Here is a 17,935-nt window from a genome sequence, read left to right as displayed (position 1 = left end):
GTCAGGATCTCTTGTTTAATATTCGCAGCTTCCCGGTGTTCTGTGGAAGGGGATAACATCCCGGATGTTTTCCATTCCTGTCACATACATCAGTAACCGTTCAAAGCCCATGCCAAATCCCGAATGGTCGCAGGAGCCGTATTTGCGAAGGTTCAAATACCAGTCCAGGCTGTCTGTGGAGATGCCAAGTTCCTGCATTCTTGCCAGAAGCCGGTCATATCGCACTTCACGCTGGCTGCCGCCCATCAGTTCGCCGGCACCCGGGACGAGCAGATCGACTGCGCCGACAGTTTTGCCATCGTCGTTCTGATACATATAAAATGCTTTGATGTCCTTTGGCCAGTCATAGATAAATACGGGTGCATGAAAGTACTTTTCGGTGAGATATTTTTCGTGTTCCTTTGCCGTGTCTTCTCCATACTCAGGTTCAAATTCAAATGATTCACCGGATTCTTTTAGGATGCGGATGGCATCCTCGTGGCGGATCCGGACGATGTTAGAGTCAATCACTGCCTGCATTCTTTCCCGGAGCGGTAATTTGGTAAAGCCTTCCAGGAATGTAAGCTCTTCTTTGCATTGTTTCATGATCTGTCCGAGAATGGTTTTCAAAAAATCTTCTTCCACATCCATGAGACGGTCCAGGTCGCAGAACGCCATTTCCGGTTCCACCATCCAGAACTCAGCCATATGTGTCTTCGTATTTGAGTTTTCTGCGCGGAACGTGGGCCCGAAGGTATATACGTCGCCAAAAGCCATCGCAAATGTTTCGGCTTCAAGCTGTCCGGTTACTGCAAGCGAAGCGGGGATTCCGAAGAAATCCTGTTTAAAGATCTCTTCAGAAGCTTTCTTTGCCTGTTCTTTGATACCAGTGATATCGAGTGTCGTCACGGTAAAGGTGTTGCCGGCGCCTTCTGCGTCATTTGCGGTGATTAAAGGAGTGTTTACATATAAGAAACCTCTGTCCGCAAAATAGGCGTGGATCGATTGTGCAGCCACGCTTCTGATACGGAATACGGCCTGGAACAGACGTGTTCTCGGACGAAGATAGGCTTGTTCACGCAAAAATTCAAGAGAATGTCTTTTGGGCTGCAGGGGATAGTCCTCGGGACAGTCTCCCAGCAGTGTAACATGGGAGAGATTCAGTTCGATCAATTCCTTTTGAAATCCCTGCTGTACGGTTCCCGCCGCTTCGATGCAGGCGCCGTTGTGCAGAGTTTTCAGCCTGCCATCTTTGTCACTTTCTGTTGTGTATACCAGCTGCAGAGACTGGAAACAGCTTCCGTCGTACAATTCTATAAACCCCATATTTTTCTGCTTGCGATGGTTGCGGATCCATCCCCGGACCGTGACTTCGTGTCCGATGTGCGCGTCCTGTGCAGAAAAGAGTTCTTTGATTTTCGTACATTCTTTGCTCATTGTGTATCCTTCCTTTCAAAAATAGTTTTGCAGGGCGGAATTTTGAGCATAAAAAAATCCGTCCCTGTTTCCAAGGACGGATGGTAGATCCGTGGTGCCACCTTAGTTCGTCTGTGTCTCGCGGCACAGACCTTTCCAGGTACGGACGTCTGTATGAACACAGGAAATGTTATACATGGCATCGATACCCTTACGCTGTAATGGGCGTTCCCATCATAGTCTCAACATTGTCAGACAATGTAGTCGGTATGCGGCTCCGAGGCGTTATTCGATTCCTTTGCAGGAACTTTGATCTCTCAAAATATCTTTCCCTGTATCCACTCTCAGCAAACGGGACTCTCTGTAACAATTTCAGATACCTACTGGTTCTCTTCCTTGCCTTATCTTATTTTTCTTTGAGACGCATCTTAGCATATTTTTATGGAAAAGTCAACGAAAGTTTTGATGCTTACTTGGAATCTGATAGTTCACTTGTAAATAAATTACAGCAGGCATGACATGCCTGCTGTAATTCATACATGGCTGGCGCTGGGATTAAGCCTGTTCCAGCGCCAGCAGTTTTTCTTTTCTCCAGATGCCGCCGGCATACCCGGTGAGGCTTCCGTCTGCCCCAATCACACGATGGCAGGGAACGATAATAGAAATCTTGTTGTGGCCGACCGCACTGCCCACTGCCTGGGCGGACAGATGCGGAAGGCCTCTTTTTGCAGCCAGCTGCTTTGCAATGGTTCCGTAAGTGGTGGTTTTGCCGTAGGGAATGGATAAGAGAATCTCCCATACCTCCTTCTGAAAGGCGGTTCCCTGAAAATGAAGAGGAACCTGGAAGTCAGGAGCCTGCCCTGAGAAATAAACATCCAGCCAGCGGCGGGCTGTTTGAAATACGGAGAACTCTTTTTCTTCTGTTTCTTTATCAAGTCCCTGGGCAAAATATTTCTGGCCTTCAAACCACAGGCCGGTAAGGCCGGTATCATCAGCGGCAAGAAGGATCGTGCCAAGGGGAGAGTGGTAATGGTTTATATAATGCATGTATGCTTCCTCCTCGTTGTTTCTGCCTTTATCGTACCACAGGAGGGATTATTTTTCCATTCTATCTCCTTACCGCATTCCCACATTGCTGCACGCCAGGATGATGCTGTCGGTCCCAAGGAGGATCAGGTAGAATCCGGCGATAAACCCAATCGCTGCCAGAGAAAATGCCGGACGAAAGAGCATCAGGATCCCAAGGGCCAGGCCGACGCCGTTGAGGATCAAAGTGGTATAGTACATCCCGTTTCCTGAAAAGAGCCGTATCGTTCCTGCGTGGGACAGTCTGGAAATACAGTGGGCGATGAACCAGATAGGAAACAGGACAGATAAGACCATTACTCCTGCACCCGGATATACCACAAGCATGATGCCGGCCATTACGCTGACGATACCGGAAATCAGCGATATGACAGGGCCAAAGCCGATGAATCGTTCCATGCGGATATACAGAAGGATATCTCCGATACCCATGATCACGGCAGCGAAACCAAACAGGACGATCAGTCCCCCGAATACTTTTCCTGGCAGAAGAATCGTGGCGACGCCGAGAAGGATCAGCAGGACGCCAAGGATCAGTTCAAGCCACCCAAGTCTGGAACGTCTTTTCATTGTGCATCGCCTCCTTTTTGATTCAGGATCGCCATGAATTCTTCCCCGGTGATCGTTTCTTTTTCATAGAGATATTTTGCCAGTTCATGAAGTTTTCTTTCATGTTCGAGAAGCAGTGCTTTTGCCTTCTCATGCTGGGCCTTTACCAGTTCCACCACCTTGCGGTCAATTTCTTTCTGCGTGGCCTCGGAGCAGGCAAGGGAAGTGTCTCCGCCCAGATACTGGTTGTTCACAGTCTCCATGGCCACCATGTCGAAGTCGTCGCTCATGCCGTAACGGGTGATCATGGCACGCGCCAGTTTTGTGGCCTGTTCGATATCGTTGGACGCGCCGGTGGTGACTTCTCCAAAGATCACTTCTTCTGCGGCACGTCCGCCTGTGAAGGTGGCGATCTTATTTTCCAGTTCCTGCCTGGTCAGCAGGTACTTGTCGCCGGTGTCCACCTGCATGGTGTATCCCAGTGCGCCGGAGGTGCGGGGAATGATCGTGATCTTCTGGACCGGAGCAGAGTCAGACTGCAGCGCGGCAACCAGTGCGTGGCCGATTTCGTGATAGGAGACGACCAGCTTTTCTTTGTCGGATAAAACGGCATTTTTCTTCTGGTAACCGGCAATAACCGTTTCAATGCTTTCTTCCAGGTCCGCCTCGGTTACCACCACCCGGCCATTCCGGACAGCACGAAGAGCAGCTTCATTGATGATATTGGCAAGTTCCGCCCCGGAGGCGCCTGCGGCCATACGGGCAATGGTGTGGAAATCCACGTCCTGGGCCAGCTTGATTTTTTTGGCATGGACTTTCAGAATGGCTTCCCGGCCTGCAAGGTCCGGCAGTTCCACAGGCACACGCCGGTCGAACCGGCCTGGTCTTGTCAGGGCAGGATCCAGGGATTCCGGCCGGTTGGTGGCAGCCAGAATGATGACGCCTGTATTTTCCTCAAACCCGTCCATCTCTGTCAGAAGCTGGTTCAGTGTCTGTTCACGCTCGTCATTTCCGCCGTAGCCTCCGCCGTTTCGCTTCTGGCCGATGGCATCGATCTCATCGATGAAGACGATACAGGGGGCTTTTTCCTTTGCCTGGCTGAAGAGATCCCGAACTTTGGAAGCGCCCATACCTACAAACATTTCGACAAACTCCGACCCGGAGATAGAGAAGAAGGGAACATTGGATTCCCCGGCGACCGCTTTTGCCAGCATGGTTTTGCCGGTTCCGGGCGGCCCCACCAGCAGGATGCCTTTGGGCATGGAAGCGCCGGCTTCCGTATATTTCTGCGGGTTGTGGAGATAATCCACGATCTCAGTCAGATTTTCTTTGGCCTCGTCCTCCCCGGCCACATCGCTGAAGCGGATACCCTGGGTGGACTGAACGTAGATCTTGGCGTTACTTTTCCCCATGCCAAAGGCCATGGAATTCTTGCCGCCCGCCTGCTCCATCAACTTTTTGCTCATATAGCGTCCCAGTGCAATGAAGATCAGGATGGGAAGGACGGTAGTGAGCAGGATACTGAAGAGCGGCGAAACAGGCTCCTCTATGATCCGCTCAAACTCCGCGCCGCAGTTGTGGAGACGCTCTGCCAGTCCAGGATCTTCCATAGCGGTGGTCTCATAGGTTTTGCTCTGTTCTTTATTCGTAAAAATAATTTCTGTGTCCTCGATCTGTACCAGTCCGATGTCCTTTTCATCGATCATATCCATAAAGGTGTTGTAGCCAACCTCTGTCACCTGGGAGTGCCCAAGCAGAGGAGCGATAAGTATATTAAAGAGGAAAATGATCAGAAGGACCATACAGTAGTAGAAGATCATAGGTCGTTTTGGTGATCTGACTTCTTTCATAGTTATAAATTCTCCTTTTCTGACGTCTGAGTATTTTTTGTCATTTTCTATTCTATGGAGCCGGAACGAAATCTACAATGATCAGATCAGAAAAAGTGTATAGACAAAAAGACTGAAGTGTAAAAAAATACACTCCAGTCTGTGAACAGATCTTTTATAGAAATATTAGGAAGAAGGGGAAATTCCTTCGCTGATCAAAAGGTAGACCAGATGAACAATCTGCTCCAGATTTTTTGTATCTGCATCTGTCCAGTTTTGCAGTAGTCCGATGATCGCATAACTGTGATAGCGAAGGATCAGACCTGCTTCTAAGCGTGTACAGTTTTTGTACATGTCTTTCTTCTCGGCCAGCTGCTCAAACAGTTGACAGAAATAGTGTGAGAAAAGCGCTTCCAGTTCATTGCCGTAATTGCTTTCCAGTCCTTTTTTCACATAAGGCATAGTGTGGATCGCCATCAGGAAAAAACGGCGGAGTTCCTCCTCCGGATCACTGCTTTCTCTTGCCTGCGCCAGGATATGCTCCTCGCTTTTCTCGAATATCCATCGGAAAAGATGGGGGATATCTTCAAAATGATAGTAGAATGCCTGCCTGGTGATTCCGCATTCTTCGACAATATTTTTTACAGTCAGTTTTTTGACATTTTTATCCATCAGAAGAGTCATGGCGGCTTCTGCAATTTGTTCTTTTGTATTGATCGGCATGTGTTCTTCTCCTTTCGCGAGAATTATACTTCCGCAGGAGAAGAATTTCAACCGTTTCCTTTCATTGGAAAACCGGAAGAAGACAACTTGACGCTGGACATGGAAAGCAGTAAGATAAGCAGGGTAAATGGAGGGTACAGAAGTTGAAGAAGAATAAATACGAAATCGATATGTGCAATGGCACAATTATGGATAAGCTGATCTCATTTTCACTGCCGCTGATGCTGACCAGCATCCTGCAGCTGATGTTTAATGCAGTGGATATTATTGTGGTGGGGAGATTTACCGGAAGCCAGGCGCTGGCGGCTGTAGGATCCACCACTGCGCTGATCAATATTTTTACAAATCTATTTATCGGCGTTTCCCTTGGCGCCAATGTGCTGGCGGCCAGGTATTACGCAGCCGGACAGGAAAAGGAAATGTCAGAGTCCGTACATACGGCCATCACCCTGGCTCTGATCAGCGGCGTGGTCATGGCTTTTGTAGGATTTGCGTCTTCCGGAGCGGCCCTGTCTTTGATGGACACGCCGGAAGATGTGATCGGGCAGGCTACTTTATATATGCAGATTTATTTTCTTGGCATGCCGTTTTTCATGTTGTATAACTACGGTGCTGCCATTCTGCGTGCGGTAGGGGACACCAAGAGGCCCTTGATGTTTCTGGCAGTGTCCGGCATGGCAAATGTGGTGCTGGACCTTCTGCTTGTGATCGTGATCCCGCTTGGAGTAGCCGGAGTGGCGATCGGCACCGTATCTTCCCAGATGATCTCTTCAATCCTGGTGATCCGCTGCCTTCAGAAAACAGAAGGAAGTTACCAGCTTTCTTTCCGGAAACTGGGAATCAAAAAAATATACATGATCCGTATATTTCAGGTAGGGATCCCGGCGGGGATCCAGAGTACGGTTATCAATTTTTCCAATGCGCTTTTACAGTCTTCTGTCAATTCTTTTGGCGCTACCGCCATGGCAGGGTATACCGCGGCCAATAATATCCTGGGATTCTTATATGTATCGGTCAATGCGGTTACTCAGGCCTGCATGAGTTTTACCAGCCAGAATTACAGCGTGGGCAAACAAAAACGGATGGACCGGGTGCTGTTAGACTGTATGATCCTGTCCGCAGGCGCGGCGGGGCTTCTGGGCGTAGGAGCCTATGTATTCGGGGATCAGGTGCTTCGGATCTATACGGCTGAGCCGGACGTGATCCGGTGCGGTCTGGAGATCCTTTCTATCACTACGGTGCCTTATTTCCTCTGCGGGGTTATGGATCTTTTCCCCGGAGCCCTGCGTGGGATGGGCCGTTCAGCAGTGCCGATGGTGTTGTCGGTGATCGGTACGGTGGGAACCCGGATCCTTTGGGTTTATGTGTTCTTCCCGCATCACAGATCCCTGTATTTCCTGTTCATTTCCTATCCGGGATCCTGGATTATTACCATCGCCATGCAGGCTGTATGCTTCTTCTATGTGCGGAAACAGTGTATCCGTCAGCTTGAAAAGGAGTAAAAGAACATGCAGAAACCAGAGCTTTTTGAAAAAGAAAGTATTAACGAGACGTTTGTCAGGAAATATTTCAATCAGGAGACAGAAGGACTTTCGCTACAGGTCTTTCCGGTTGTGGATTCTACCAATGTTCTGTTGCGGGAGCAGGCAAAGGAAGGAGCGCCAGCCGGGACTGTAATCATTGCCGGAGAACAGACAGCGGGGAAGGGAAGACTGGGACGCTCGTTTTATTCGCCTTCCGGAACCGGCGTGTATTTGAGCCTGCTGTTAAGACAGGAGGAGCCGGATGCGGATTTGACTGGAAGGATCACTACTATGGCGGCAGTGGCTGCCAGTGAAGCCATTGAAAAAGTATCCGGAAAAAAGGCCGGGATTAAATGGGTCAATGATATTTATATGGAAGGGAAAAAGGTCTGCGGTATCCTGGCGGAAGGCAGCTTCAGCCAGGCCAGGGGGATCCTCGATAGTGTGATCCTGGGGATCGGATTCAATGTATTCTTGCCGGGAAAAGGATTTCCGGAGGAACTGTCCGAAAAGGCAGGGGCAATACTTGACAGCTATCGGGATCAGGCAAGAGAACAGCTGGCGGCAGAATTTTTGAACCGTTTTTTCTATTATTATCATTTGCCGGATCACAAAAGTTATGTGGAAAAATACCGGGAGAGATGCTTTGTGACCGGACAGAAGATCGATGTTGTGACACCGGCGGGAAGGCGCAGGGCACTGGCTCTTTCCCTGGATGAGAACTGCCGCCTGAAAGTGCGGTATGAGGACGGAAAAGAGGAAGATCTGTCTTCTGGCGAGATCAGTATCCGGCCGGTTGGAAACTGGGGAAAATAAAAAGGACAAAGAGGAGAAAAAATTGTGAAATATATCCGACAATTTGCAGTGATATTGGGATTTACCTGCGCAGGGGAGATCCTGCATTATTTGATTCCGCTTCCCATTCCGGGAAGTGTATACGGCCTGGTGCTGTTATTTGCATTTCTGGCCTTTGGATGGCTAAAGCTGGAAGATGTCAGGGAAACCGGACAATTTCTGATCGAGATCATGCCGCTGATGTTTATCCCGGCGGCAGCAGGACTGGTCGCGTCCTGGGGACATATGAAGGCTATGCTTGTGCCCGCCTGCGTGATCACAGTGGTGTCCACGATCGTAGTGATGGTTACAGCGGGAAAAGTGACGGATGCCTGTATCAGGAAATCAGAAAAAGGAGAAAAAACACATGCTGGAAGAAGTGATTCTTAATTCTGCGGCATCGGGAGTATTTATCAGCCTGGCCGCTTACGGGATCGGAGTGCTGGTAAAACGCAGATGGAATACTGCGCTTGCCAATCCGCTGATGATCGCCATCCTCCTGGTGATCCTGTTCCTTTTGGCAACGGGAACCGATTATGAAACCTATAACGCCAGTGCAAAATATTTGTCTTATCTGCTTGCGCCGGCTACAGTGAGTCTGGCAATTCCCATGTATGACAGACTTCATCTTTTGAAGGAAAACTACCGGGCGATCCTGACCGGCATCTTGTCCGGAGTTGCAGCGAGCCTTTTGACCGTATTGGCGCTGGCGCTTTTATTTGGCCTGACCCGGGCAGAGTATGTGACGCTTCTGCCGAAATCTGTCACCACGGCGATCGGTATGGGCGTGGCGGAAGAACTGGGCGGACACAGTGAGATCGCGGCGGCTGTGATCATTATCACTGGAGTGCTGGGAAATATGATGGCAGAGCCAATCTGCCGGATCTTTTCCATCCGTCATCCGATAGCAAAAGGGATTGCCATTGGCACTTCCGCTCACGCCATCGGCACAGCAAAAGCCATGGAGATGGGTGAGACGGAAGGCGCCATGAGCAGTCTGGCGATTGTGACTGCGGGCATCTGTACCGTGGCAGGCGCGGCAATATTTGCCGGGCTGATTACTTAAGTTTCCACCCGGCGCTCTGTCTCTGCAGCTCCACCATATGGCGGAAGAGGCCGCTTTGTTTCATCAGTTCCGAAGGGGTTCCTTGCTCTGTCACCCTGCCCTCAGAGAGAACAACGATCTTGTCTGCCGCTTCCACGGTGCGCATCCGGTGGGCGATGACCAGAACCGTCTTGCCGGCGAGGAGGCGGGAGAGGGCTTCCTGAACAGCGCTCTCATTTTCCACGTCCAGGCTGGCGGTTGCCTCGTCCAGAAGGATGACCGGCGCATCTTTCAGAAGCGCGCGGGCGATGGAAATCCGCTGGCGTTCGCCGCCGGAGAGGGTGGAGCCGTTCTCGCCGATCATGGTCTGATAGCCCCGGGGCAGTTCCCGGATAAATTCATCACACCGGGCGGCTCTGGCGGCTGCGATCACTTCCTCGTCCGAAGCGCCTCGGCGGCCAAGACGGATATTTTCCATCACCGTATCCCGGAACAGCACCACATCCTGGAATACCATGGAGTAGGAGCGAAGAAGCGTTTCCGGGTCCACTGTGGATACATCCGTTCCGCCTAAGAGAACTTTCCCGCCGGTGACGTCCCAGAACCGGGCAGCCAATTTGCAGGCAGTGGATTTCCCACCGCCGGAGGGGCCGATCAGGGCGGTCACTTCGCCCTGCTTTGCAGTGAAGCTTACATCCTCAAGTACGCCGTCCCCCTCCCGGTAGGCGAAGGAGACATGGTCAAAGGTGATGTCATAGTTCTTCGGTGTAAATTCTTCCGTCCCCTTCTGCACCGGCTGTTCCAGAATGGAGCGCATCCGCTCGATCTGCAGTTTGGCGTTGAAGGTGGCGGCGATATTCTGGAGCACAAGCCCCAGCGGGTCGTACAGCCTGGCGGCGGCAAAGAGGAACCCGAGGAAATAGAGGAAAGAAAGTTTTCCGGCCGCAAGAAGAGCTCCGCCGGTCAGGATGGTGGTTGCCAGACCCAGCCGGAGAAACGCCTGGGCGGAGCAGACGAACACGCCGGTTGCCAGCTCTGAGCGGATGGAGCCTTTCTCCATGGCTGCAAGTTTCTTCTCCAGTTTTTCCATGTACGCGTCCTGCCGGCTGCATGCCTTGATATCCCGGATGGTTTCCAGTCCTTCCTGGATACAGTCGGCGACCGCCCGTTTATTTAAAATATTCTTTGTGCCGAAGGAGTCCTGGATCTTCCTGCTCCCTGCCGTCAGAAGGACCGCAGCAGGCACGACCCATAAGATGGCCAGCGCCATCCGCCAGTCGCAAACGAACATGGCGACGCCGATCACCAGCGTGGAGAAGACGGACGCAAATAACTGCGGCACGTAGTGGGAGAACATCTGGTCCAGACTGGAGCAGTCTGCGATCATGGTGGAGGTCAGGTCGCTTAAGTCCCGGTTTCCGAAAAAGCTTAAGGGAAGCCGCCGCAGTGTTTCCGCCAGGCTCACCCGCCGGCTGGCGCTCTCTTTATAAGTGGCCAGATACAGGGAAGCATACTGGAACCAGTGGAGGACAAACAAAAGGACCAGGACCGCCAGGGCAAAGCCTGTGTAGATCCAGAAGCCCTCCATGGGACTGCCGCCGGTTTCCATAGCATCCAAAAGGTGCTGCGCCGTGAACAGGACGGCCCCCACCGGAAGCATCAGGCTTAAGTTGCATACAAAACACCAGATAACGGCCTTTACAAGATCTTTTGCTCCTTTCTCACTGAGCGCGAATACGTGCTGTAATTTCTTTGTCATACGGTCTTTTCCCCCTTTCCGCTTTTCGGATCTGTCCGCCCGACTTTCCACCGGGCGCTGCGCTGATAGTCTTCCCACATGGCGGCATACACGCCATGCTGTGCAAGCAGGCTCTCATGGCAGCCCTGTTCTGCGATCTTTCCGCCGCTTAAGACAATGATGTGGTCCGCATCCTGCACGGTGGACAGCCGGTGGGCGATCATCAATACGGTTTTATTCCGGATCAGCGCTTCAAACGCCTTCTGGATCTGGTGCTCATTTTCCGGGTCGGCAAAAGCAGTTGCCTCGTCCAGCACCACGATGGGCGCGTCTTTTAAAATGGCGCGGGCAAGAGCGATCCGCTGCTGCTCGCCGCCGGAGAGGTACACGCCCCTGGCGCCCACCATAGTATCCAGACCCTGGGGAAGTTTTTCCAGAATATCATCGCACTGGGCAGCGTGTGCGGCGGACAGGACTTCCTCTCTGGAAGCGTCCGGCCGGGCTGCCCGGATATTTTCCAGAAGGCTCTCTTTAAATAGCCGGGTATCCTGAAACACAAAGGCTGTCTGTTTCATCAGGTCTTCCGTATCCATTTCTTTGACATTGACGCCCCCGATGGAGACGGCGCCGCTGTCTGCATCCCAGAAGCGGGGAATGAGGCTTGCTGCTGTCGTCTTGCCTCCCCCGGAGGGCCCTACCAGCGCTGTCACCTGACCGGGCCGGACAGCAAACGATACATCGGAAAGAGCCGGGCGGTCCGCGCCGGGGTAGGTAAAGGTCACGTGGTCAAAGGATACAGCGGCGTCTGCCGGCTGTTTCTGTACCCCTGTGTTTTCCATCGGTTTCTGGCTCAGGATCTCATCCAGGCGTCCCACGGCTTCATCCGCCTCCATGACAGCTTCGCTCATGTACATGATGCGGTTGATCATCTGGCCGCAGGCAGGAGCGAACAGGGCATAGAAGATAAAGTTGACAAGCACCGTGCGCACGTCCCCGCCGGAGGCAAGCAGCAGAGCCGCCGGGATCAGCAGGGCGAAAGCTCCGTTGATAAATGTCAGGAAACAGGTCTGCCCCACACGGCAACTCATGGCGTACTGGCTGGCAAGGTCGCTGTAGTCCCTGATGGCTGCATAGAAAGCTTTGAAAGAGTACACGGTCTGCTGGAACATTTTTACCACGGGGATGCCCCGGACATATTCCACCGCCTCGCCGCTCATGCGCTCGATCTCCTTCTGATAGCGGTGGAAAAAGCCGGCGTTCTTTCCGCCCATCATCAGGCACATGGACAGCAGCGCCAGCACCATGGTGAGCAGGCACAGAAGCCCCATTTTCCAGTCAAAGAGGAAGAGCATCAGGACGGCGGCAATGGGAGTGACGATCGTTCCCGCCAGGTCAGGCAGCTTGTGGGCCAGCAGATCTTCTGTAAGACCGGCATTGTCATCGATCAGTTTCCTGAGCCGTCCGGACTGACTGCCCGTGAAGAATCCAAGCGGTAGCTTCAGCACGTGCGCCATGGCAGAGCGCCGGATATTCCGGGCCGTGCGGAAGGCTGCGATATGAGTGGACATGAGCGCTGCAAAATACAGAACGATACTTATGACTGCGGTCCAAACCGCCGTCCAGCCCCAGCGGGCAGACCCGGACACTCCGGTGAGCGCGGGCCAGGTTTCCAGGACGTCCCTTGCCGCAAGCCATACGCACACATAGGGGATCAGCCCCAGTACCGCGGACAGGGCGGAGAGGATACAGCCCAGCAGGGTGAGATTTCTGTGCCCGCCCGCATAACCCAGGATGCGGGCAAGGCTGCTTTGCTTTTTCTGCTTCAAATGATTACCTCCCTTTTGGTTAAAATATGTATCATGAAGTTAGAAATGACTAACCGCCATGCAAAAAAGATGGGGGCTACGGCCCCATCAGTTTCAGCCATCCGGCTGTATAAAAGTCCCTGAGCTGGTCTACATAGCGCAGGGCCCTGCCTTCCGGCATATCGTGGATCACGATCTCAAAGATCCCGTTAAACATGCCGCTGGCAATGATATGGCACATCTGTTCATCCAGTTCGGGGATCTCCCGCCCGAGGCGGCGGAGGACATCCATATATTTCAGTGTATATTCCACTTCCACCTCAACCATGTTATGGACAAAATGTTCATAGCTGGTGCCTTCTGACCGGCAAAGCAGCAGCTTTACCGGTTCCCGGTGCCGGCAGATATAATCCACCATCCAGTGGACGCAGTCCGAGGATTCTACGCCCATGTGATCCGGCTGCTGTTCTTCGGGCAGTTCCGCGAAGGAAGTCTGGGCTTCCATAAACCTGCCCATAAGGGCAGCGGCATGAGGTTCCACGATGGAGGCGAACAGGGCTTCCTTGCTGGAAAAGTAGCCGTAGAAGGCGCCGGTGGTCACACCGGCATTTTTCACGATCTGGCGCAGGGAAGCGCCCAGGAATCCCTTTTCTGCAAATTCGTCCAATGCGGCCTGCTGGATCCGCTCTAATGTAGATACTGTGTTTTCATCCATGGCGACCTCCATATAACAGTGATATATAACAATGTTATATTATGAAAGTAATTCGCTGCTGTCAAGTGGGTTTTGGAGATTATATGGGATAGTGAGAAGTTTTATCGACAAGGCCGGTTAGCTTTGACTACCCTGGGAGAGTGTTGCTATGCTGATATAGTATTCTTATTGCAATCTAGTAAAACAGAAGGAAGTGATGGCGCATGAAACAGCACAGATTCTGGGCATGGGCTGCCGTGTTCTGTTTCATAATGGTATTTTATACCGGATACAGACACAAGTGATCAGCCGGCGGCAGAGCAGTAAAAAGTATTATCAGGAGGTAGAAGTATATGTTCAGTGAGTCATTGATGAAAAAGATCGGAATATTTGCAGGAGGAGTTCTCTTTGGGACGGCAGGCGTTAAGATTTTATCCGGCAGGGACGCAAAGAAAGTATATACAGAGTGTACGGCAGCGGCGCTGCGTGCAAAAGACTGTGTGATGAAAACGGTCACGACTGTGCAGGAGAACGCTGAGGATATCCTTGCGGAGGCCCAGCAGATCAATGAAGAGAGGGCGGCGCAGGAAGCGGCGGCTGTGCAGGAGACAGAGGAAGACGGTGCGGATCCTTCCGAAGAAGGAACGATGTAACCGCCCATGAAATTTATCATAAAGCATGAGATCAGGGGCCGTCTCCGCATCCATGTCGTTCAGGAGAAAATGACATGTGCGGAGGCGGATACTCTTTTCTGGTATCTGGACAGGCAGGGCAATATAACAGATGTGAAAGTGTATGAGCGCACCGCAGACGCTGTCATCTGTTATACTGGAGAGCGCGCTGCGCTGATCCGTCTGCTGAAGAACTTCCGGTATGAAGAGGTAGCCGTGCCGGAGACCATTGTCCGCAATTCCGGAAGGGAGCTGAACGCGTCTTATAAGGAAAAACTGATCGCGAAAGTGCTGCTGCACTACGGCGGAAGGCTTCTGGTGCCTGCGACCCTGCGCGCAGGGATCGTGACGCTTAAGTCGCTTCGATATCTTGCGGCGGGGCTGCGCTGCATCCGGGAGAGGAAGATCGAAGTCCCGCTTCTGGATGCAACCGCCATCGGGGTCTCCGTCCTGCGGCGGGACTTTAATACCGCCGGTTCGGTCATGTTCCTTTTGGGAGTGGGAGAACTCCTGGAAGAGTGGACCCATAAAAAGTCCGTGGGAGATCTGGCGCGGAGCATGTCCCTGAATATTAAAAAAGTCTGGCTGAAACGGGACGGGCAGGAGATCCTGGTAAAGGCGGATCAGATCCGAAAGGGCGACGTTGTGACCGTACATATGGGAAATGTGATCCCCTTTGACGGAGAGGTGTCCGGCGGGGAAGGCATGGTAAACCAGGTCTCCCTTACAGGGGAGGCCATGCCCGTGCGCAGGGTGCCAGGGCAGTCCGTCTATGCGGGAACCGTGGTGGAGGAAGGCGAACTGGACATCCTGGTAAAGGCGGTTTCCGGCTCCACCAGATTTGAAAAGATCGTGGCCATGATCGAAGATTCGGAGAAACTGAAGTCTTCTATGGAGAGCAGGGCGGAGCATCTGGCCGACCGGCTGGTGCCGTACACTCTGCTTGGCACGGCGGCAGCCGGACTCCTGACCAGAAATGTGACAAAGGCGTTGTCCGTGCTTATGGTGGACTTTTCCTGCGCCCTGAAGCTTGCCATGCCCCTGACTGTGCTCTCAGCGATCCGGGAGGCCGGCGGGTACGGGATCACCGTGAAAGGCGGGAAATTCCTGGAAGCGGTCGCGGAAGCGGATACCGTGGTCTTTGACAAGACCGGGACGCTCACAAAGGCGAAGCCCACGGTGAAAGCAGTGATCCCGTTCGGAGAGGAACCGGAGGAAGAATGCCTGCGGATCGCAGCGTGCCTGGAGGAACATTTCCCCCATTCCATGGCAAAGGCCGTGGTGGATGCGGCAAAGAAGCGCCGGCTCGCCCATGAGGAAATGCATTCGAAAGTAGAGTATGTGGTGGCGCATGGGATCTCCTCATATATTGACGGGAAAAAGGTGGTGATCGGAAGCAGTCATTTTGTATTTGAAGACGAAGGCTGCACGGTCCGCCCGGAATGCCGGGAAAGATTTGAGGCGCTGCCGGAAGAGTACTCCCACCTGTATCTTGCCATTGAAAAGGAACTCGTCGCGGTGATCTGCATCGAAGATCCCCTGCGGGAAGAGGCGGCGGACATGATCCGGGCGCTGAGAGCGGAAGGGATACAGAAAACGGTCATGATGACCGGGGACAGTGAGAAGACCGCTGCTGCTGTCGCCCGCCGGGTCGGCGTGGACGAGTATTACGCGGAGGTGCTGCCGGAAGAAAAGGCAGGATTTGTGGAGCGGGAAAAAGCGCTGGGACACAAGGTCATCATGATCGGGGACGGGATCAATGATTCCCCGGCCCTGTCCGCCGCTGACGCGGGCATTGCCATCAGCGACGGCGCGGAGCTTGCAAGAGAGATCGCCGATATTACCATTGCGGCGGAAGACCTGGCGGAACTGGTGGTACTGAAGCGTCTCGCAAACGGGATGATGAAACGGATCGGGAAAAATTATCACCAGATCATCGGGATCAACGCGGCGCTGATCGCGCTTGGGATCACCGGACGGATCAGGCCTACATCCTCGGCGCTGCTTCACAACACATCCACACTGCTGATCAGCCTGCAAAGTATGAGAAATCTTTTGACGGAAGAATAGCGGGCCGGTTTAAAAAGTTGACTGATGTTTTCAGTGACGATTTGTCGCAGAAAACATCAGTTTTTTGTTTTTGAGAAAAAATATCAATAAAATCCACCTGGAGTTATTGAATACTAACCGTAGTTAGCATATACTAATCAATAGAATGACAGGAACAGGATGGAGGGATAGTGATGGGTGACGCGATTATTATGGTGGTGATCCTGATCGTTCTCATCTTTGCGGTGAAGGGATCGTTGAAGCATTTCAAAGGAGAGGGGGCATGCTGCGGTGGCGGATCCGGCAGCGTGAAGCCGAAAAAGCCGAAAAGGAAGACGCTTGATGGTTCTGTGATCGGACGCCGCACGATCCGCATTTCAGGCATGCACTGCCAGAACTGTGTGAACAGTGTGACAAATGCGCTTAACGCGATAGACGGGGTTTCCGCAAAAGTAAACCTGAAAGATAACCGAGCGGAAGTGTCTTACGACCGTGCGGTAGATGAGAGTGTTCTGAAACAGGCTGTAGAAGGAGCGGGATTTGAAGTTGTCAGCATTTCCTGATATGAGGCGGCGGTATGGTGAGCAGAAAAGATGAAATCATAGAACAATTAAAAGAAAATGGATGTCGTATCACAAAGCAGAGAAAACTTCTGATTGATATCATCCTGAAGGATGACTGTGCAAGCTGCAAAGAAATCTATTACAAGGCTTCGAAACAGGACAAACGGATCGGGGTGGCGACGGTTTATCGCATGATCAACGCACTGGAAGAGATTGGAGCGATCAGCAGGCAGAACCTGTACAAGATTGAGTGCGGGGAAGGGTGCTGTAATGACGGCGGATGTGAGATTATCCTGGAGGATGATACGATCTGCCGGCTGTCAAAAGAAAAGCTGGACCAGATCATCCGGGAGGGAATCAGACAGTACGGCTATCTAAGTACTGGAAAGAAAGTGTCAAAGATTATATATCACTGCCGGTAGCAGCAGGGAAGTTTCTTTTCATTTCCTATTGTATTATGCGGACTTTTGTGCTAAACAATAAATGGGTTGTTATGAGATAACAAAAGCAGGAGGCAAAATAGGATGAAACTGATTATGTATGGAACCAACGCCTGTCCCGATTGCGTGCATGCAGAAGAAGTGCTGAAGGACAAGAATATTTCTTATATCTATCTGGACTGGACAGACAGTACCGCAAATCTGAAGCGTTTTTTGAAACTCAGAGATCATGAGCCACTCTTTGATGAAGTGAAAAAAGAAGGGAAGATCGGAATCCCATGCTTTCAGCTGGAGGACGGAACTCTGACGCTGGATCTGGACCTGGTACTGGCGAAGGTGCAGCCATGAAGAAACAAAGACTGCGGGAAGAGCTGTTAGAGAAAAGAAAATTTCTTTCCGGCGCCTATTATCAGATGGCAGATGAGAGGATCTGTATGCTGGCGGCGGAACTTCCGGAATTCCAACAGGCAGAAGTGGTGTTCTGTTATGTGGGGATGGAAGGGGAGATCAACACCCGCCCTCTTCTGGAAAAAGTGCTGGCGGAGGGAAAACGGCTGGGCGTGCCGCGTTGTGAGAAAAAGGGCGTGATGCAGGTTTATGAGATCCACTCTTTACAGGACCTTGCACCCGGGACTTTTGGAATTTTGGAACCGGCGCCGGGAGCCGGACTGATCCGCCCGGAAGAGATAGACCTGGCGTTGATTCCCTGCCTGACCTGTAATGAACAGGGAGCCCGCCTGGGATACGGAGGCGGATATTATGACCGGTATCTGGAACAGACTGCCTGCACCAGAGCGGCCCTTTGCAGGGAATTGTTCCTGACAGACGATATACCGGTGGAAGAACATGATCAGCAGATGGATCTGATTGTTACAGAAACAGGCGCGATACATGTAGGAAAATAGTCAAAGATAATGATCAATATTAATATGGGGACGGGGGATTTTTGAAAATCCCCCGTCCCCATATTAATATTGATCAAGTTAAATAA

General features: G+C 52.0%; 19 protein-coding genes. 11 read left to right on the top strand and 8 right to left on the bottom strand.

Annotated features, from left to right (window positions below):
• Nucleotides 1-15: 15 nt before the first annotated feature.
• The 5 genes from asnS to H6A13_RS03675 all read right to left on the bottom strand — a co-directional run bounded on the left by asnS (nt 16) and on the right by H6A13_RS03675 (nt 5,582).
• Entirely contained in the window at nt 16-1,416 is a 1,401-nt protein-coding gene (asnS, locus tag H6A13_RS03695; RefSeq protein WP_204908273.1) for an asparagine--tRNA ligase, read from the bottom strand.
• Nucleotides 1,417-1,950: 534 nt separating this feature from the next.
• Nucleotides 1,951-2,442 (bottom strand): methylated-DNA--[protein]-cysteine S-methyltransferase, encoded by a 492-nt coding sequence (locus H6A13_RS03690; RefSeq protein ID WP_204908272.1) that lies wholly within the window; start codon nt 2,440-2,442, stop codon nt 1,951-1,953.
• A 69-nt stretch (nt 2,443-2,511) separates the two neighbouring features.
• On the bottom strand, nt 2,512-3,051 hold the full coding sequence (locus H6A13_RS03685; protein ID WP_204908271.1) for an HdeD family acid-resistance protein: 540 nt from the start codon (nt 3,049-3,051) through the stop codon (nt 2,512-2,514).
• A complete protein-coding gene (ftsH, locus tag H6A13_RS03680) occupies nt 3,048-4,880 on the bottom strand; it encodes an ATP-dependent zinc metalloprotease FtsH (RefSeq protein ID WP_204908270.1) in 1,833 nt (610 codons plus the stop codon). Before ftsH ends, H6A13_RS03685 begins: the two co-directional genes overlap by 4 nt.
• 165 nt (nt 4,881-5,045) lie before the next feature.
• On the bottom strand, nt 5,046-5,582 hold the full coding sequence (locus H6A13_RS03675; RefSeq protein ID WP_204908269.1) for a TetR/AcrR family transcriptional regulator: 537 nt from the start codon (nt 5,580-5,582) through the stop codon (nt 5,046-5,048).
• A 143-nt stretch (nt 5,583-5,725) separates the two neighbouring features.
• On the opposite strand from H6A13_RS03675, the gene H6A13_RS03670 reads away from it, so the two are divergent.
• The 4 genes from H6A13_RS03670 to H6A13_RS03655 are packed head-to-tail and all read left to right on the top strand — an operon-like array spanning nt 5,726 to nt 9,005.
• The gene (locus H6A13_RS03670) at nt 5,726-7,084 is read left to right on the top strand and encodes an MATE family efflux transporter (RefSeq protein WP_338043001.1); all 1,359 of its coding nucleotides are present in this window, start codon (nt 5,726-5,728) and stop codon (nt 7,082-7,084) included.
• A gap of 6 nt (nt 7,085-7,090) precedes the next feature.
• A complete protein-coding gene (locus H6A13_RS03665) occupies nt 7,091-7,921 on the top strand; it encodes a biotin--[acetyl-CoA-carboxylase] ligase (protein ID WP_204908268.1) in 831 nt (276 codons plus the stop codon).
• 24 nt (nt 7,922-7,945) lie between these two features.
• Nucleotides 7,946-8,329 (top strand): CidA/LrgA family protein, encoded by a 384-nt coding sequence (locus tag H6A13_RS03660; protein ID WP_204908267.1) that lies wholly within the window; start codon nt 7,946-7,948, stop codon nt 8,327-8,329.
• A complete protein-coding gene (locus H6A13_RS03655) occupies nt 8,307-9,005 on the top strand; it encodes an LrgB family protein (RefSeq protein WP_204908266.1) in 699 nt (232 codons plus the stop codon). Before H6A13_RS03660 ends, H6A13_RS03655 begins: the two co-directional genes overlap by 23 nt.
• Here H6A13_RS03655 and H6A13_RS03650 read toward each other — a convergent pair.
• The 3 genes from H6A13_RS03650 to H6A13_RS03640 all read right to left on the bottom strand — a co-directional run bounded on the left by H6A13_RS03650 (nt 8,998) and on the right by H6A13_RS03640 (nt 13,242).
• Nucleotides 8,998-10,743 (bottom strand): ABC transporter ATP-binding protein, encoded by a 1,746-nt coding sequence (locus tag H6A13_RS03650; RefSeq protein ID WP_204908265.1) that lies wholly within the window; start codon nt 10,741-10,743, stop codon nt 8,998-9,000. The genes H6A13_RS03655 and H6A13_RS03650 overlap by 8 nt on opposite strands.
• Complete coding sequence (locus H6A13_RS03645) at nt 10,740-12,548, bottom strand: ABC transporter ATP-binding protein (protein WP_204908264.1); 1,809 nt, start codon at nt 12,546-12,548, stop codon at nt 10,740-10,742. The genes H6A13_RS03650 and H6A13_RS03645 overlap by 4 nt, the downstream gene beginning before the upstream one ends.
• Before the next feature lie 76 nt (nt 12,549-12,624).
• Nucleotides 12,625-13,242, bottom strand: a complete 618-nt coding sequence (locus tag H6A13_RS03640) for a TetR/AcrR family transcriptional regulator (protein ID WP_204908263.1) — start codon at nt 13,240-13,242, stop codon at nt 12,625-12,627.
• 196 nt (nt 13,243-13,438) lie between these two features.
• On the opposite strand from H6A13_RS03640, the gene H6A13_RS03635 reads away from it, so the two are divergent.
• The 7 genes from H6A13_RS03635 (at nt 13,439) to H6A13_RS03605 (ending at nt 17,849) form a co-directional block, all read left to right on the top strand.
• Nucleotides 13,439-13,585 (top strand): hypothetical protein, encoded by a 147-nt coding sequence (locus H6A13_RS03635; protein ID WP_204908262.1) that lies wholly within the window; start codon nt 13,439-13,441, stop codon nt 13,583-13,585.
• Nucleotides 13,575-13,874, top strand: coding sequence for a DUF6110 family protein (locus H6A13_RS03630; RefSeq protein WP_204908261.1), 300 nt, complete (start codon nt 13,575-13,577; stop codon nt 13,872-13,874). Before H6A13_RS03635 ends, H6A13_RS03630 begins: the two co-directional genes overlap by 11 nt.
• A 6-nt stretch (nt 13,875-13,880) precedes the next feature.
• Nucleotides 13,881-15,962 (top strand): heavy metal translocating P-type ATPase, encoded by a 2,082-nt coding sequence (locus H6A13_RS03625; protein WP_204908260.1) that lies wholly within the window; start codon nt 13,881-13,883, stop codon nt 15,960-15,962.
• 173 nt (nt 15,963-16,135) lie between these two features.
• Nucleotides 16,136-16,504, top strand: coding sequence for a heavy-metal-associated domain-containing protein (locus tag H6A13_RS03620; protein ID WP_204908259.1), 369 nt, complete (start codon nt 16,136-16,138; stop codon nt 16,502-16,504).
• Nucleotides 16,505-16,518: 14 nt separating this feature from the next.
• Complete coding sequence (locus tag H6A13_RS03615) at nt 16,519-16,926, top strand: Fur family transcriptional regulator (protein WP_204908258.1); 408 nt, start codon at nt 16,519-16,521, stop codon at nt 16,924-16,926.
• Nucleotides 16,927-17,028: 102 nt separating this feature from the next.
• A complete protein-coding gene (locus H6A13_RS03610) occupies nt 17,029-17,292 on the top strand; it encodes a glutaredoxin domain-containing protein (RefSeq protein ID WP_204908257.1) in 264 nt (87 codons plus the stop codon).
• Nucleotides 17,289-17,849, top strand: coding sequence for a 5-formyltetrahydrofolate cyclo-ligase (locus tag H6A13_RS03605; RefSeq protein ID WP_204908256.1), 561 nt, complete (start codon nt 17,289-17,291; stop codon nt 17,847-17,849). The genes H6A13_RS03610 and H6A13_RS03605 overlap by 4 nt, the downstream gene beginning before the upstream one ends.
• Nucleotides 17,850-17,935 lie beyond the last annotated feature (86 nt).

The organism is Mordavella massiliensis (assembly GCF_016902415.1).
Classification (GTDB): domain Bacteria; phylum Bacillota; class Clostridia; order Lachnospirales; family Lachnospiraceae; genus Merdimonas; species Merdimonas faecigallinarum.
The sequence above is the reverse complement of the archived record's forward strand: the minus strand, read 5'-3'. Positions and strand labels throughout refer to the sequence as shown.

What these genes read in the sequence shown, in the direction of transcription:
- H6A13_RS03620 (WP_204908259.1), top strand. Translation starts at nt 16,136, where the DNA reads ATGGGTGACGCGATTATTATGGTGGTGATCCTGATCGTTCTCATCTTT.
- H6A13_RS03635 (WP_204908262.1), top strand. Translation starts at nt 13,439, where the DNA reads ATGGCGCATGAAACAGCACAGATTCTGGGCATGGGCTGCCGTGTTCTG.
- H6A13_RS03650 (WP_204908265.1), bottom strand. Translation starts at nt 10,743, where the DNA reads ATGACAAAGAAATTACAGCACGTATTCGCGCTCAGTGAGAAAGGAGCA.
- H6A13_RS03675 (WP_204908269.1), bottom strand. Translation starts at nt 5,582, where the DNA reads ATGCCGATCAATACAAAAGAACAAATTGCAGAAGCCGCCATGACTCTT.
- H6A13_RS03665 (WP_204908268.1), top strand. Translation starts at nt 7,091, where the DNA reads ATGCAGAAACCAGAGCTTTTTGAAAAAGAAAGTATTAACGAGACGTTT.
- H6A13_RS03685 (WP_204908271.1), bottom strand. Translation starts at nt 3,051, where the DNA reads ATGAAAAGACGTTCCAGACTTGGGTGGCTTGAACTGATCCTTGGCGTC.
- H6A13_RS03690 (WP_204908272.1), bottom strand. Translation starts at nt 2,442, where the DNA reads ATGCATTATATAAACCATTACCACTCTCCCCTTGGCACGATCCTTCTT.
- H6A13_RS03655 (WP_204908266.1), top strand. Translation starts at nt 8,307, where the DNA reads ATGCTGGAAGAAGTGATTCTTAATTCTGCGGCATCGGGAGTATTTATC.
- H6A13_RS03610 (WP_204908257.1), top strand. Translation starts at nt 17,029, where the DNA reads ATGAAACTGATTATGTATGGAACCAACGCCTGTCCCGATTGCGTGCAT.
- H6A13_RS03630 (WP_204908261.1), top strand. Translation starts at nt 13,575, where the DNA reads ATGTTCAGTGAGTCATTGATGAAAAAGATCGGAATATTTGCAGGAGGA.
- H6A13_RS03640 (WP_204908263.1), bottom strand. Translation starts at nt 13,242, where the DNA reads ATGGATGAAAACACAGTATCTACATTAGAGCGGATCCAGCAGGCCGCA.
- H6A13_RS03615 (WP_204908258.1), top strand. Translation starts at nt 16,519, where the DNA reads ATGGTGAGCAGAAAAGATGAAATCATAGAACAATTAAAAGAAAATGGA.
- asnS (WP_204908273.1), bottom strand. Translation starts at nt 1,416, where the DNA reads ATGAGCAAAGAATGTACGAAAATCAAAGAACTCTTTTCTGCACAGGAC.
- ftsH (WP_204908270.1), bottom strand. Translation starts at nt 4,880, where the DNA reads ATGAAAGAAGTCAGATCACCAAAACGACCTATGATCTTCTACTACTGT.
- H6A13_RS03605 (WP_204908256.1), top strand. Translation starts at nt 17,289, where the DNA reads ATGAAGAAACAAAGACTGCGGGAAGAGCTGTTAGAGAAAAGAAAATTT.
- H6A13_RS03625 (WP_204908260.1), top strand. Translation starts at nt 13,881, where the DNA reads ATGAAATTTATCATAAAGCATGAGATCAGGGGCCGTCTCCGCATCCAT.